General features: G+C 41.3%; 16 protein-coding genes. 9 read left to right on the forward strand and 7 right to left on the reverse strand.

Going from position 1 to position 13916, the window contains the following annotated elements; translation table 11 throughout:
* The first annotated feature begins 48 nt into the window (after nucleotides 1-48).
* Complete coding sequence (locus JNUCC41_RS11950) at nucleotides 49-1146, forward strand: AbrB family transcriptional regulator (protein WP_192207758.1); 1098 nt, start codon at nucleotides 49-51, stop codon at nucleotides 1144-1146.
* Nucleotides 1147-1207: 61 nt separating this feature from the next.
* On the opposite strand, the gene JNUCC41_RS11955 is transcribed toward JNUCC41_RS11950, so the two are convergent.
* Nucleotides 1208-1411 (reverse strand): hypothetical protein, encoded by a 204-nt coding sequence (locus tag JNUCC41_RS11955; protein WP_192207759.1) that lies wholly within the window; start codon nucleotides 1409-1411, stop codon nucleotides 1208-1210.
* A 273-nt stretch (nucleotides 1412-1684) separates the two neighbouring features.
* On the opposite strand from JNUCC41_RS11955, the gene motA reads away from it, so the two are divergent.
* From motA to map, 5 genes are all read left to right on the forward strand, one after another.
* Nucleotides 1685-2476, forward strand: a complete 792-nt coding sequence (motA, locus tag JNUCC41_RS11960; protein ID WP_192207760.1) for a flagellar motor stator protein MotA — start codon at nucleotides 1685-1687, stop codon at nucleotides 2474-2476.
* Complete coding sequence (gene motB / locus JNUCC41_RS11965; protein ID WP_192207761.1) at nucleotides 2469-3224, forward strand: flagellar motor protein MotB; 756 nt, start codon at nucleotides 2469-2471, stop codon at nucleotides 3222-3224. The genes motA and motB overlap by 8 nt, the downstream gene beginning before the upstream one ends.
* A 45-nt stretch (nucleotides 3225-3269) precedes the next feature.
* Entirely contained in the window at nucleotides 3270-3545 is a 276-nt protein-coding gene (locus tag JNUCC41_RS11970; RefSeq protein WP_228467608.1) for a late competence development ComFB family protein, read from the forward strand.
* A gap of 198 nt (nucleotides 3546-3743) precedes the next feature.
* Nucleotides 3744-4259: a type 1 glutamine amidotransferase domain-containing protein gene (locus tag JNUCC41_RS11975; RefSeq protein WP_192207762.1), complete on the forward strand. Its 516-nt coding sequence runs from the start codon at nucleotides 3744-3746 to the stop codon at nucleotides 4257-4259.
* Between the two features lie 106 nt (nucleotides 4260-4365).
* Nucleotides 4366-5112 carry a type I methionyl aminopeptidase gene (gene map, locus JNUCC41_RS11980; RefSeq protein WP_192207763.1) on the forward strand — a complete coding sequence of 249 codons (747 nt, stop codon included), beginning with the start codon at nucleotides 4366-4368 and terminating at the stop codon, nucleotides 5110-5112.
* Between the two features lie 40 nt (nucleotides 5113-5152).
* Here the strand turns inward: map and JNUCC41_RS11985 are convergent, their stop codons facing one another.
* The 4 genes from JNUCC41_RS11985 to JNUCC41_RS12000 form a co-directional block, all read right to left on the reverse strand.
* Nucleotides 5153-5395 carry a DUF2164 domain-containing protein gene (locus tag JNUCC41_RS11985; protein WP_192207764.1) on the reverse strand — a complete coding sequence of 81 codons (243 nt, stop codon included), beginning with the start codon at nucleotides 5393-5395 and terminating at the stop codon, nucleotides 5153-5155.
* Nucleotides 5396-5406: 11 nt separating this feature from the next.
* Nucleotides 5407-5922, reverse strand: a complete 516-nt coding sequence (gene mobB, locus JNUCC41_RS11990) for a molybdopterin-guanine dinucleotide biosynthesis protein B (RefSeq protein WP_192207765.1) — start codon at nucleotides 5920-5922, stop codon at nucleotides 5407-5409.
* Nucleotides 5910-7175, reverse strand: coding sequence for a molybdopterin molybdotransferase MoeA (locus JNUCC41_RS11995; protein ID WP_192207766.1), 1266 nt, complete (start codon nucleotides 7173-7175; stop codon nucleotides 5910-5912). The genes mobB and JNUCC41_RS11995 overlap by 13 nt, the downstream gene beginning before the upstream one ends.
* A gap of 97 nt (nucleotides 7176-7272) precedes the next feature.
* Complete coding sequence (locus JNUCC41_RS12000; protein ID WP_034305672.1) at nucleotides 7273-7497, reverse strand: DUF1128 domain-containing protein; 225 nt, start codon at nucleotides 7495-7497, stop codon at nucleotides 7273-7275.
* Between the two features lie 218 nt (nucleotides 7498-7715).
* Here JNUCC41_RS12000 and JNUCC41_RS12005 point away from each other — a divergent pair, with 218 nt between their 5' ends.
* Together JNUCC41_RS12005 and JNUCC41_RS12010 are read left to right on the forward strand one after the other, a co-directional pair.
* Nucleotides 7716-8108, forward strand: a complete 393-nt coding sequence (locus JNUCC41_RS12005) for a YtxH domain-containing protein (RefSeq protein ID WP_192207767.1) — start codon at nucleotides 7716-7718, stop codon at nucleotides 8106-8108.
* Nucleotides 8109-8124: 16 nt separating this feature from the next.
* Nucleotides 8125-8964 (forward strand): YihY/virulence factor BrkB family protein, encoded by an 840-nt coding sequence (locus tag JNUCC41_RS12010; RefSeq protein WP_192207768.1) that lies wholly within the window; start codon nucleotides 8125-8127, stop codon nucleotides 8962-8964.
* Nucleotides 8965-9198: 234 nt separating this feature from the next.
* On the opposite strand, the gene JNUCC41_RS12015 is transcribed toward JNUCC41_RS12010, so the two are convergent.
* Nucleotides 9199-11118: a heavy metal translocating P-type ATPase gene (locus JNUCC41_RS12015; protein WP_192207769.1), complete on the reverse strand. Its 1920-nt coding sequence runs from the start codon at nucleotides 11116-11118 to the stop codon at nucleotides 9199-9201.
* Nucleotides 11119-11431: 313 nt separating this feature from the next.
* The gene (locus JNUCC41_RS12020) at nucleotides 11432-12598 is read right to left on the reverse strand and encodes an MFS transporter (RefSeq protein WP_192207770.1); all 1167 of its coding nucleotides are present in this window, start codon (nucleotides 12596-12598) and stop codon (nucleotides 11432-11434) included.
* A 189-nt stretch (nucleotides 12599-12787) separates the two neighbouring features.
* Between JNUCC41_RS12020 and cax the strand changes: the two genes are divergently transcribed.
* Nucleotides 12788-13846 carry a calcium/proton exchanger gene (gene cax, locus JNUCC41_RS12025; RefSeq protein WP_228467651.1) on the forward strand — a complete coding sequence of 353 codons (1059 nt, stop codon included), beginning with the start codon at nucleotides 12788-12790 and terminating at the stop codon, nucleotides 13844-13846.
* The last annotated feature ends 70 nt before the right edge of the window (nucleotides 13847-13916 follow it).

Here is a 13916-nt window from a genome sequence, read left to right on the forward strand (position 1 = left end):
TATGTTAAGATATAGATGAAAATCCGCTTAGATAAAGAAGGTAATTTTGTGAGTGCAAATTTAATCGAGAGTAAGAGTTTTAGAGTCATCTTTACAGCTTTTCTAGCCTTCCTAGGTGGTTATGCGTTTGATAGCCTTGGAATATACCTGCCATGGATGCTTGGACCATTATTCGTCGTGATGATCGCGAAAGTTAAGTTAAGGAAGTACTTGTTTTGGTCTAAAACTTTTAGAAGTACTGGATTGGTCATTCTAGGTTTACAACTGGGCAGTTCATTCACGAAACAATCGTTGAATGAGATGATTGAATATCTGCCTGTTATGCTTTTTACAACAATTGCGATCATTTCATTTACAGTGTTGACTGGCTGGTTTGTAGGAAAACGGATGAACTTATCCTTGGGCACATCCATGCTTGGAAGTTTTCCGGGAGGTCTTTCGCAGATGGTGGTCTTAAGTGAGGAAATGAAGGATAGTGATGAAACGGTAGTGGGTTTCATGCAAACACTGCGGGTCATCCTGGTGATATCCATTGTTCCTTGGATTGTGACTCATGTAATGTCAGTTGAATCAGGTGCGGTAATGGCCGTATCGGAGCGGCCGTTTTTCTTATTTGAATATGATGGGAAATTAGCCATCATGATGTTGTTAACCTTGCTATTATTCATCCTCATCACAAAGAAGGCGAATTTTCCGCTGCCTTTTTTGCTAGGACCTCTCATGGCTGCAGCACTTTTCAATTTAGCAGGCCCAGGTGCCCCGCAGATTCCTGACTTTTGGTTGAATTTGTCGCAATTGTTGATCGGTGCACATTTAGGCTATACACTTAAGGTTGATAATCCCCGACTTTTCAGAAAGATGTTCGGGGCTGTATTCGTCAGTAATGTCCTATTGATTGGATTTTGCTATTATCTTTCCATTCAGTTTGCTCCGATCTTATCTTTGCAGCCGAATGAATTATTTTTGAGCATGGCGCCAGGCGGCGTCGCCGAAATGGCCGTCACAGCCATGTCTGTGCATGTGGATTTATCAGTTGTCACTAGCTTTCATTTATTCAGGATCCTATTCATTTTATTTTTTCTGTCCCCCGTCATAAAATGGCTGGTTGGAAGAAGCAAGGGAAAACAAGAACAGGGACAAAGCTGACAGGCTTTGTCCCTGTTTCTTTTCTGAAATACTGAAGTGTGAAAAGAATAAATGCCAGGCGTTATGCGGAAATCACGAGTAAAAGTAGAGAATTCACGAGTAAACCGCTGAAACTCACGAGTAAAAGCAGAAAATTCACGAGTAAACCGCTGAAACTCACGAGTAAAAGCAGAAAATTCACAAGTAAACCGCTGAAACTCACGAGTAAAAGCAGAAAATTCACGAGTAAACCGCTGAAACTCACGAGTAAAAGCAGAAAATTCACGAGTAAACCGCTGAAACTCACAAGTAAAAGCGCATATTCCAGACGTTATGAGAAAAGTACGAACGGAACATGCTTGAAATTTCCATTCTCGAAAGAATATTGTACCCGAACCATTGAAATGTGCTGTTGAATAAGCTCATGTAGGCGCCAAAGCTGGTAGCTTTTGTGATGATATATTGAAAATTGAATTCGAATAATAAAATAATCCTCACTTTTTTTGAACTTCATCCGATATAAGGAGGAGATGAGACTTTAAATGAATGGGTGAGTATTATGGATATAACATCAGTTTTGGGCGTAGTTCTCGGTATTGTGGCCATCTTGGTCGGAATGGTGTTGAAAGGCGTTAGTGTAACGGCGTTGATTAACCCGGCAGCTATTTTGATCATTATTGTAGGGACGGTAGCTGCTGTCGTAACGGCTTTCCCTTTGTCGGAATTAAAAAGACTACCAAAAATATTCAAGATTTTATTCTTTGAACAAAAATTGACAAAGCCTGAAGATTTAATAAAAACCTTTTCGGAATGGGCGGTCATTGCCAGGAAAGAAGGCTTATTGGCATTGGAAAGCATTTCGGATCAAGTGGATAATGCCTTTTTGAAAAATGGCTTGAATCTTGCAGTCGAAGGTCAGAGTGCCGATTATATTCGTGATATTTTAGCGGAGGAAATAGACGCGATGGAAGAACGTCATTTAAGCGCGGCAGCGATTTTCAGTCAAGCCGGTACATACGCACCGACTCTTGGCGTATTGGGAGCAGTAATAGGGCTGATTGCTGCATTGGGGAATATGGCTGACACGGAGGCATTGGGACATGCCATATCAGCCGCTTTCGTCGCAACCTTGATGGGGATTTACACGGGGTATGTGTTATGGCATCCATTTGCCAATAAGCTCAAACGGAAATCGCAGCAGGAAGTCCGAATCAAAGAAATGATGATCGAAGGTATTTTATCGATCATCGAAGGGGAAGCGCCAAGAACGATTGAACAGAAATTAACATCCTATTTGCCTGCTGGAGATCGTAAGAAGTGGTTGGAAGGCGATGTGAGAGAAGATGGCTAGGCGCAAAAAGAAACAAAGGCATGAGGAGCATATCGATGAATCATGGCTGGTTCCCTACGCCGATATCTTAACGTTGCTTCTCGCGCTCTTTATCGTCTTGTTCGCTTCAAGTTCGGTTGATGCAATAAGGTTCCAGCAATTGTCCAATGTATTTAATCAGGTTTTTACAAGCGGAACGGGTTTTATGGATTTCCCAAGTGATTCCCCCAGCAATGAGCCGACGTCACCAGAGCAGAGAACAGGTGCAGAAGAACTTGAGAAGCTTGGGAAAAACGAACAAGAAGAACTTATGGAGGTTCAGGAGCGTGTGAATGCCTACATAAAAAAGAATGATTTAACGGATAAATTGGGAACGAACCTTACTGATGAAGGAATGTTGATTTCAATTAGGGAAAACGTGCTGTTCGAATCGGGGGTGGCTGAGGTGAGACGTGAAAACCGAAAAATCGCTAAGGAAATCTCAGATTTATTGGTCATGGACTTACCCAGAAACATTATCGTAAGCGGGCATACCGATAATATTCCGATTAAAAATTACCAATATGAATCTAACTGGGATTTGAGCGTAATGCGATCCGTGAATTTTATGAAACTTCTTCTAGAAAATAAAAAGTTGGATCCCGAAATGTTCAGTGCTAAAGGACATGGGGAATTCAAGCCGGTTGCTTCTAATGAAACGAAAAAAGGAAGGGCGAAAAACCGGAGGGTTGAAATTCTAATTGTTCCACGGACAGCGATAAATGAGTGAAAACCTGTCAGGAATGGACGGGTTTTTCTTTTTGAAGGAGAATATATGGAAAGAGAATATAAGAATGTGATGGAAGAAATCGTTGTGACATGGGTGCATGTATTAATGTCTGGTATGGAATACCAAACATTTTGTTCGTGCAGGAAATGTAAGAATGACATCATCACATTATCATTGAATAACCTGCCTAATTATTATGTAACCACGGAAGAAGGGCGGAAAAGGATATTTGGAAATTTGAATACAGAAGAAAACAGGAAATGGATCAATAAAAGAATCATCAATGCGATACATGTAGTTGGCCAGTATCCTAAACATTGATCAAAAGGCTGCCATTACCTTTTTTTCGATATTAAAAAGGTGGACAGCGACGCCGAAGGGATGGCGGAAATATCTCGGAATATTACTCATAAACAAAAGGGAAAACCATTAATTATGTGTTTTATTTATGGTGTCAGAGGGAACATAAATAAAGTACAAAGTAGGTTCATTCGATAAAAATTGAGGAGTTGAATGATTATGGGTAAAAATATCGCATGTGTTGTAACGAATATGTTTGAGGACTCGGAGTATAGTGAACCGGCAAAAGCATTCGAGGAAGCAGGCCATACGGTAACGACGATTGAAATGGTAAAAGGGAAAACGGTTAAAGGGAAACAAGGGGAGGTAGAAGTAGAGATTGATGAAAGCATCGACTCGGTGAAACCGGAAAATTTTGATGCATTATTCATCCCCGGCGGTTTTTCCCCTGATCAACTGCGTGCTGACGAACGCTTCGTAACTTTCGCCAAATCGTTTATGGATGATAAAAAACCAGTATTTGCAATCTGTCATGGACCACAGTTGCTGATTACGGCCAAAACACTTGAAGGACGCCACGCAACAGGATATACATCCATTAAAGTCGATATGGAGTATGCAGGTGCCACATATTTGGACAAAGAGGTTGTGGTTTGCGGCAACCAGCTTGTAACCAGCAGGACACCTGAAGACCTTCCGGCATTTAACCGGGAATCGCTCAATCTATTGAAATAATGGAAAATCCCGGCATCTGCCGGGATTTTTCAATTTAAAGGATTCATATACTTCAATCTTTGCAGTAAAATAAAAGGAGAGACGAATTAAAAAGGAAGTGTCACGATTGATCGTATTAAAATCTGCACGTGAAATTCAAGCGATGCATGAATCGGGTAAAATTTTGGCAGCCTGTCATAGGGAGATTGCAAAGTTGATTGTTCCTGGGGTGACAACATGGGAAATTGAAGAATTTGTTGAAGGGTTCTTAAAAAAACATGGTGCGAAGCCGGAACAAAAAGGTTACAAAGGGTATGAGTATGCGACATGTGCTAGCATAAATGAAGAAATTTGTCATGGTTTCCCTCGTAAGACCCCTTTGAAAAACGGGGATATCGTAACGATTGATATGGTCGTCAATTATAACGGGGCCCTGGCTGACTCTGCCTGGACGTATACGGTCGGTAAGGTTTCAAAGGAAACCGAACATTTAGTGAATGTGACCAAGGAATCTTTATATAAGGCGATTGAAGTATGTGTGGAAGGCAATCGGATTGGAGATATAGGTCATGCCATACAATCTTATGTCGAAGCGGAAGGCTTCTCTGTCGTTCGTGATTTCATCGGACACGGGATAGGAAATGTCATTCATGAAGAGCCGCAGGTTCCGCATTATGGACTGCCGAATAAAGGTCCGCGTCTTAAGGAAGGCATGGTATTCACCATCGAGCCAATGGTAAACGTAGGTACATATAAAGCAAGCCGGGATCCGAATGGATGGACGGCATCCACTGCAGATGGGAAATACTCCGCTCAATATGAGCATACGATTGCCATTACGAAAAACGGTCCGCTTATTTTGACCGAACAATGAACATAAAAAAACAGCATCAATCATGATGCTGTTTTTTCATTTAATCAATAGGACGTTCCAATGAATACAAATCATCTTCAATATTTCCTAATCTGTCCTCAATGACTTTTTGAGCATCTTTAATACCTTCATTATAAATAAAAGGAGCAATATTTTCGAAAATGAACTGCAAATGATTTTCAGCTGCGATTTCACCGATTTCCTTGCCATGTTCCTGATACACATATTCTTGGATGCTTTCGATCATTTTGCGGCGTTTTTCTATGGGAAATTGTATGAACATTGTGCCCTCCTTCATATTTGTTCTAAAAACCATGTAATGAATTGATCCGAATCCAAAGGGAAGACGGGTACTGAAGCATGATTCCTTGTTCGTTCCAGACATTCGGGCCAAGCCACAGCTGCTTTGACATTAGTAAGCCGTTCCAATAACAGGAGGTCACTTTCTTCTTTTATTAAAATGACCTTAGGAAAGCCCTCTTGCTTATAACCTTCAATTAAAATCACATCAGGGAGAAATAGGCACAGTAATTGAACGAGCTCAGTGATAGGGGCTTTACCCTTGAAATTGCCGAGCAGCTCGATTGTGCCATCTCCTTCAACAAGTGATGCGGCCGCGCCTGCATGAAAGTGTTTATTAGAATCCTTCGTGCCTGTTACATCTGGTTTTCCGCCATGTCCATGATGTTTTAAAACGGCTGTCTCTAATTTTGCTTCGCGAAGCTGTTTGATTATATTCGTTATGAAGATCGTTTTTCCTCTATTTTGGTAGCCAACAACCTGAAAAATAAAGGGCTTTACCAAGGCCATTGGCATCCTTCTTGGTCATCGAGAAGCAGGATGTCCACAAAATCTCCAGTTTGGAAACCACGTGTCCCCCCAGGTAAGATTGTCAGTGAATTGGCACCTGCCAAGCTTGTAGTAATATTGGATTTATCCACACCGCTAGGAGTTACCTTCAACTGGCCGGATTCGTAAAATAATCGGGTCCGAAGCAGACGTGAGAATGGATTGGGTTTTAAGAAGTCTTCTGCCAATTGTGCCGTCTCTTTTCGTAAATGCGGATGCTCCGAAAACAGCATGGTGCGTATGATCGGTCTTACAAATAGTTCAAAGCCGACATAACTGGCGGATGGATTGCCGGATAAACCGAATAAAAATTTGTTATTATATACGGCTACGGTCGTCACGCTGCCGGGGCGCATGGCCACTTTGTTGAATAAGACATCAGCGCCAATTTTTTGATAAATATCCGGGAGAAGATCAAAATCACCGACAGAAACTCCTCCTGTCGTAATGAGCAGATCCACTTCCTCCAAGGCAGTGGAAATGGCTTCGTAGCTTAATTCGAATTCGTCCTTAAGCTTTCCATAGAAACGGACTTCTCCTCCTGCCCTTCGAATTTGAGCGGAGATGGCATGTGAATTGCTGTTGCGAATTTTGCCGGGCTGCAACGGTTCATTAACATCAAGAAGTTCAGACCCCGTAGCGAATAATCCAACGACAGGCTTAGTGGCAACTGGCACTTCGGCATAACCGAATGTTGCGAGCAAGCCGATGATCCCTGGATTGATCGCTGTTCCTTTTTTCACAAGAACATCGCCTTTCTTTGCATCCTCACCTTGAAAAGAAACGTTTTCGCCTTCCTTAAGAGAGCGTTTAAATGATATGTACTTCTTTCCTTCCTTTTCGAGTTCCTTCGTAAGCTCGAGCATGATTATGGCATCACACTCAGCTGGCATCTGAGCACCAGTCATGATTCTTGCCGCTTGATTTTTTTGAACAGGAATTTTCGATACCATACCCGCAGCCAACTCTTCAACCACTTCGAACTCGAGAGGGGTATTTATGGAACCTTCTGCCGTATCCTTGGACCTAAGGGCGAATCCATCATATGGTGAGCGGTTAAAATGCGGAACATCATTTGTAGCTACAATATCTTGAGCCAAAAAACGGTCGTGGCTTTCCTCAAGGGGGATCAGTTCCGTATGTCCTGTTAATTTATGCTTCATCACTTTTTCCACTGCTTCTGCAATACTGATGGGCGTTCTTCTTTCTACCATGCTTACAACTCCTGTCGGTTTTCAAATTCTATATCAAATGTAGCAGAATTTTTTTAAAAATGAAAAAAATCCTCACCGGAATGGGAGGATTTGAATGTTACTTATTACGCAGTCTTCCAAGTTCTTCAGCGATAGCTTCCATTTCACGGACACTGAAATTCGTTTTTTTCATCACCATTGTATAAATATCGTGCAGTTCTTCGTACATCTCGATATCAAAATGGGTCGATTTGATTGCACCGAAGTTCATAACTTTTAATTTATCCTTGATTGCTTCAATCATAAACTCTACACTTTCGGCTGTGTTTTGCGTTAAATCCATTTCCTTCATCCTTTCATACGTTCCTAAATATTTTCATCTTTGCATGATTACCTTGAGAAGTCAATGAATATTCGGGTGGGAAACGCGATATACTTGGTCATCTCCACGTTTTAAAGTGAGAGAGTTTGGGAAAAGATAGGAAAAAAAATATTTAAACATTGTATAATGGAGATAGCTACTATTATACATCAACTAATATATGACGAGGAGGAGAATATATGAGCAACATTCGTGAAGAATATAAGTGTGCCAAGAAAAGCAAATTTATGCAAGCGGTCTTTATTGGGGCGTTGGCTGGGGCAGCGATAAGCCTTTTTGATAAGGATACGCGTTATTCTGTATTGGAAAACAGTAAAAGCTGCATGGGTAATATGAAAGAATTCATAAAGAATCCCAATGGGGTGCTTACACAAGTACGTGAAACATCATCTAAGGTCCGTTCCACTGTTGAAAAAATTTCCGATGATGTCTCCTTCATTTCCCAAAAGGTGGAGGAAATGAAAGATATTCCTTCGCAAGTTGCCCAAGTGGTGATGGAGACGAAGGAAGTTTTTGCTGCAGAGGAAGAAGAGCCAACTTCAAGTCACCATGAACGGATTTCCTTAAATTAAAAAATGGGGTGGAGGTATGGCCAATAAAAAAGAATGGCTGAAAAGCTCATTCTTCAAGGCTTTCATAAAACGGTTGCAGGTCGATGATGTGTCTGGTCTTGCCGCACAACTGTCTTATTTCTTTTTACTTTCCCTGTTTCCATTACTTATTTTTTTATTCACTTTATTGGCCTATCTGCCATTTTCCCAAGAAGATATATTAAATACTGTCCGTACATATGCGCCTGACGATTCGATGAGAATTATTGAGGCTAACCTATCGGAAGTGATGGAAGCGAATGGGACTTTATTGTCGTTTGGTGTCATCGGAACGATATGGTCGGCATCGAATGGGATGAATGCAATCATTAAAGCTTTTAACCATGCATATGGTGTAAAAGAAAGTCGAACTTTCTTTATTTCCCGGGGAATGTCGATTCTTCTCACTTTAGCGATGATTTTTGTTTTTATTGTCGTTTTATTGCTGCCGGTATTCGGAAAACAAATCGGAGTGTTTTTATTTGCCGAAATTGGACAATCAGATGAATTTCTTACGATTTGGAACCAACTTCGCTGGGTGATCAGTACGCTTGTATTTTTAATTGTGTTCACCATCCTTTATTGGATTGCGCCGAACATAAAGCTGAAGTGCATAACCGTACTGCCTGGTGCTATCTTTGCAACGGCAGGATGGAGTCTCGCTTCCTTTTTGTTTTCATTTTATGTGGAGAACTTCGCTAATTATTCAGCAACATATGGAAGTCTTGGAGGAATCATCGTATTAATGGTCTGGTTTTATTTGTCTGGGCTCATAATCATAATGGGTGGGGAAATAAATGCGCTCATTAGTGAAAAGAAAAAACCGGAATGTGGATGATCTTCCTGGAGTTTCCGTAATAGCGGATTAACATGCTGCGGATACTATTCATGAAATGACAACTTTAGAAGAGGAGGAGTTCTTTAATGAGTAAAAAGGATGGCAGCACAAAGCAAAAAGGAAAAAATAAAGGTTCGAATCATAAAACTTCAGGTTCTGCAAACGGTAAGAACGGATATCACTAAATGAAACGATCATAAAAAAAGGGAGCCTTGGAAGGCTCCTTTTTCATGTTCAGTTTCTCAAAAGTCTTAAGCTGTTCAGTATAACGAGAATTGTACTTCCTTCATGGCCTATGACGCCATATGGGAGGTCTAGAAATTGAAGGAAATTGGATGCTATCAGGATCATGATGACCGAAATTGAAAAGATGACGTTTTGTTTGATGATCCGATTCATCTTCTTGGATAATTTGACTGCTTCCGCAATGCGCGGAAGGTCATTCTTCATCAGAACGACATCCGCTGTCTCCAAGGCAACATCCGTGCCTTCACCCATTGCAATTCCAACAGATGCTGTTGCAAGTGCAGGTGCATCATTGATGCCATCGCCAACCATTGCTACAGTGCCAAATTGTTCTTTCAGCTTTTTCACTTCAGTCACCTTGGTTTCAGGTAGACATTCGGCAATATATGCATCTATATGGCTCTCCGAAGCAATCGCTTTAGCCGTTTTTTCCCCATCCCCTGTAAGCATGACGGTATGGATGCCCTCATTTTTCAAGGCTTCGATGGCTGTAACGGTTTCTTCACGCACGACATCTTTCAAAGTGAGTATGCCTGCAATTCCTTGATCATCTTTTGCATAAACGATTGTCTTGCCTTGTTCAGCCAATGTCAGTGCAATGCCATTGTGGAATCGTTCTGCTTCACTGCGACCGACGAAATCAGCCTTTCCGACTTGCCAAAGCACGCCATTGATATAGGCTTGAACCCCATTACCTGAGATATCTTCCATGTTATTTGGTTTAATGATATCCTTTTGCAATTTCGATTTGGCATAACGTACGATCGATGTTGCCAAAGGGTGATTCGAATAATTTTCAACAGATGCAATATGAAATAAGAAGTCATCTTCGTTTAGATCTTCGCGGATAATAACATCGGTTACCTCTGGTTTTCCTTTTGTCAATGTACCGGTTTTATCTAAAGCAATTGCCTGCAGATTACCTAGATTCTCAAGATGGATGCCTCCTTTAAATAAAATGCCATGACGCGCTCCATTTGAAATGGCAGAAAGTGTAGCTGGCATGATAGAGGCCACAAGGGCACAAGGAGAAGCGACAACGAGCAGGATCATCGCTCTGTAGAATGTCTCGGTCCAGCTCCACCCCAATAGGAAATGGGGTATGAACATCATCAGGGCGACAACCGTCAATACTACTTTTACATAAGTTCCTTCAAACCGTTCAATGAACAGCTGGGAAGGGGACTTTTCACTTTGTGCGGATTGAACAAGAGTGATTATTTTTTGAAATAAAGTTTCACTTGCCGGTTTGGTGATTTCCACGGTAATCGTTCCACGGAGATTGACCGTTCCCGCAAATACTTCATCATCCAATGATTTACTGACTGGTATGGATTCGCCAGTGATGGCGGCCTCATCGATATTGGTACGGCCGTCCGTGATTTTTCCATCTGAAGGGACTCTCTCACCTGGTTTCACTAAAATTAAATCCCCGATATGCAGCTGTGAAACGGATACGGTTTCTTCATATCCGTTAGTGATGCGCAGTGCTTCTTCCGGCTGTAAGTCCATAAGTGCCGAAATTTCTTTATGGCTTTTATTCATCGTGTATGTTTCAAGGGCACCGCTTAAAGCGAAGATGAAAATCAATATGGCGCCTTCCGTCCAGTATCCGATGACCGCAGAACCGATTGCTGCAAAAATCATCAGCATCTCAACATTCAATTCCCGGTCGGCAATCGTATCTTCTATGCCTTCTTTTGCCTTGGCATATCCGCCAATCAAGAAAGAGGCCAAGTATATGATTATGGAGGCAGTTTCCATTCCGTTCTTTGAAAGGGCCCAGCCCAATACTATAAGTAAACCGCTGAATAATGCAGCAATAAGTTCTAGATGAGGTTTTGCTTTTTCCAACCAAGTGGTTTTGCATGCAGCCGGTTGGGTTAAATGTTTAGTATCTGTAGTCATAAGATTCCCTCCCACATTCTTCTCTATTTTTGTGTAAATGATATAGATTATCATTTGTGTTATATCTAATTGAGAAAGATAATCAACGTCATTTCTCTGGATAAAATATGAAAGCTGCCACCGGAATTGCGATGACAGCAATGTTTTCAAAGGTTTATATACGTGATGTCCCTTTTGTTATTATTATAATACCACATATCCTATTCGGAAATAAAGAAGAATGATTCTAATCTAGTAAAAAATATAAAGTATTTTCTAACAAGTCTATTGAAAAACTGAATAATAAAAGAATCAGTCAAGATAAAAAATTATACTACATTGCGGGAGCAGGCATTTTTTCCTTAAACAAGGCCAATGATATGAAGACAAGGAAAAGCATGATACTTATCATATAGAAAAAACTTCCTCCATCAATATGTTCTATAACCAGGCCGCCAAAGAATGGACCGCCGATGCTGCCGAGACTAAAGAATATACTGCATAATAAATTCCCGGCAGGTAACAGGTTTCTAGGTAAAAGATCTGCCATATAACTGATTCCCAGCGAGAAAGTCGAACCAACCATCATTCCGCCAAACATAAAACAGAGGAATAGGCCAAGCACTGAATAGGAATATATCCCTGCAAGCGTGAATATGGCAAACCCTGATATAAGAATCGTCAGTAAGGTCTTTCGCCGTCCAAAGCGGTCACTGACCATCCCCAAGGGAATCTGGGTAAGCAGAGTCCCTGCCGAAAATGCCGGAATGATGATGGATACTGCGGTTAAATCGATTCCGGAGCGCAGGGCGAATACAGGGAAATTGCTATTCAATGAGGCTTCAAGCACGCCAAATGTAAACGGAAGTAAAAAAGCGACCCAGGCTATGCGGCTAACTTTCGTAAACCTTTTGATTGTGCCAAGGAATGATGTGCTTTCAGAATCATCTTGTTCAGGAAGCTCATTTCTAATAAGGTAAACAGTGGACCAAGCCAGAAGGCTAAGTATGGATGTGATGATGAAAGGCAAAGACTGATTGATCTCAAGAAGCTTCGTCATCAGTGGGCCAACCATGAAGCCAAGACTGAAGAAGAGTCCATAAATGGCAAGATTCCTTCCGCGCTTCGCTATTGGTGAAATGGCCGTGATCCAAGTCTGTGTAGCAAAGTGAAGTGTATGATCGCCGATACCAATGAAGAAACGCAGTACGAACCAAAACCAGAATGATTTCCAGACAGGAAATAGGGCAAGTGATACGATGACCGTTATCCCGCCAAATAATATCAATGGCTTATAGCCGTATTTACGGAGTGGGGCTTCCATAAAAGGAGAAATCAATAAAATTCCAATATAAAGGGAGGCTGCATGAAACCCGTTTAGGGATGAGCTAATTCCTTCATTTTCAAAAATGATGGCAATGATCGGCAGAAGCATCCCTTGAGAAAACCCCGATATACCGACAATTAAGATTAAAACGCTTAAAAGCAATTTACTATTCATAAAATCATGTCTCCTAAGAATTGTATACCTTCTTGATGTTACAACTTAGGAAGAGGATTAAGCAATAGAAATTTGGGTAAATATTGTCAAGAAGAGAGGGTATGATAAAATTTTCCTTTGTCAACACCCGAAGATTATGTATGATAGCTTTTGTTACATAAAAAGAACTATAGGATTGTGAGGAGAAGTATCGTGAATAAAATATTTTTGGGGCTTGTCCTGTTAGGCGTCCCTTTATCTGTCATTGGGTCGTTATTGCATTGGCCGAGTGTAATCATGTTCATAGTATATTGCTTAACAATCGTGGCGCTGGCAGGCTTCATGGGCCGGGCAACCGAAAGCTTAGCGATTGTTATGGGACCAAGGATTGGCGGTCTCTTGAATGCAACCTTTGGTAATGCAGTAGAATTGATCATATCCATCTTTTCATTAAAGGCAGGGCTAGTTGGTGTCGTGCTGGCGTCTTTGACTGGTTCCGTTTTAGGGAATTTATTGTTGGTGGCAGGACTTTCATTCTTTATCGGAGGGACTAAATACAAACGGCAGAAGTTTAATGTATTCGATGCGAGGCATAATGCCGGTCTATTGATTTTTGCAGTAATTGTAGCTTTCGTCATACCGGAAGTATTCACACAAAACATGGGTGAATCAAGCACGATGTCGTTAAGTGTCGGAATTTCCATTATCATGATCTTATTATATCTTGCTGCATTATTCTTTAAATTGGTTACACACCGCGGGGTATATCAGCATAACGAGAAGCTCGAGGATCATGAAGCGGAAGTACCGGAGTGGAGCAGGAAAAAGGCAATTATAATACTTGCAGCCGCTACATTGGCTGTTGCTTATGTATCGGAAAAACTTGTCCATACGTTTAGCGAGGTAGGGGAAGCCTTCGGATGGTCGGAGTTATTCATCGGTGTCATTATCGTAGCGATTGTCGGTAACGCGGCAGAGCATGCTTCCGCCGTCATAATGGCCTATAAAAACAAAATGGATGTCGCTGTGGAGATTGCCGTTGGTTCCACGCTTCAAGTAGCGATGTTCGTTGCTCCTGTACTCGTATTGATTTCGTTAATGTATCCAACGAGTATGCCGCTTGTTTTCACAATGCCAGAACTAATATCAATGGTTACAGCAGTCTTTCTGGTGATCATGATCTCTAATGACGGGGAAACGAACTGGTTTGAAGGCCTTACCTTATTGGCCGCTTACTTCATTATGGGAATTGGATTTTATTTATTATAAGAATGCAGGCCTTCCGATGTGGAAGGTCTTTCTTTTTATAAAATGAAAAAATAAAAATGACTCTGCTCGG

Origin of the sequence: Brevibacillus sp. JNUCC-41 (assembly GCF_014844095.1) — a bacterium.
In the GTDB taxonomy this organism is placed as follows: Bacteria; Bacillota; Bacilli; order Bacillales; family DSM-1321; genus Peribacillus; species Peribacillus aracenensis.

Excerpts from the sequence above, each read along its gene's own strand:
- motA (WP_192207760.1), top strand. The coding sequence starts at position 1,685 with ATGGATATAACATCAGTTTTGGGCGTAGTTCTCGGTATTGTGGCCATC.
- motB (WP_192207761.1), top strand. The coding sequence starts at position 2,469 with ATGGCTAGGCGCAAAAAGAAACAAAGGCATGAGGAGCATATCGATGAA.
- JNUCC41_RS11970 (WP_228467608.1), top strand. The coding sequence starts at position 3,270 with ATGGAAAGAGAATATAAGAATGTGATGGAAGAAATCGTTGTGACATGG.
- JNUCC41_RS11975 (WP_192207762.1), top strand. The coding sequence starts at position 3,744 with ATGGGTAAAAATATCGCATGTGTTGTAACGAATATGTTTGAGGACTCG.
- JNUCC41_RS11985 (WP_192207764.1), bottom strand. The coding sequence starts at position 5,395 with ATGTTCATACAATTTCCCATAGAAAAACGCCGCAAAATGATCGAAAGC.
- mobB (WP_192207765.1), bottom strand. The coding sequence starts at position 5,922 with ATGGCCTTGGTAAAGCCCTTTATTTTTCAGGTTGTTGGCTACCAAAAT.
- JNUCC41_RS11995 (WP_192207766.1), bottom strand. The coding sequence starts at position 7,175 with ATGGTAGAAAGAAGAACGCCCATCAGTATTGCAGAAGCAGTGGAAAAA.
- JNUCC41_RS12000 (WP_034305672.1), bottom strand. The coding sequence starts at position 7,497 with ATGGATTTAACGCAAAACACAGCCGAAAGTGTAGAGTTTATGATTGAA.
- JNUCC41_RS12005 (WP_192207767.1), top strand. The coding sequence starts at position 7,716 with ATGAGCAACATTCGTGAAGAATATAAGTGTGCCAAGAAAAGCAAATTT.
- JNUCC41_RS12010 (WP_192207768.1), top strand. The coding sequence starts at position 8,125 with ATGGCCAATAAAAAAGAATGGCTGAAAAGCTCATTCTTCAAGGCTTTC.
- JNUCC41_RS12015 (WP_192207769.1), bottom strand. The coding sequence starts at position 11,118 with ATGACTACAGATACTAAACATTTAACCCAACCGGCTGCATGCAAAACC.
- JNUCC41_RS12020 (WP_192207770.1), bottom strand. The coding sequence starts at position 12,598 with ATGAATAGTAAATTGCTTTTAAGCGTTTTAATCTTAATTGTCGGTATA.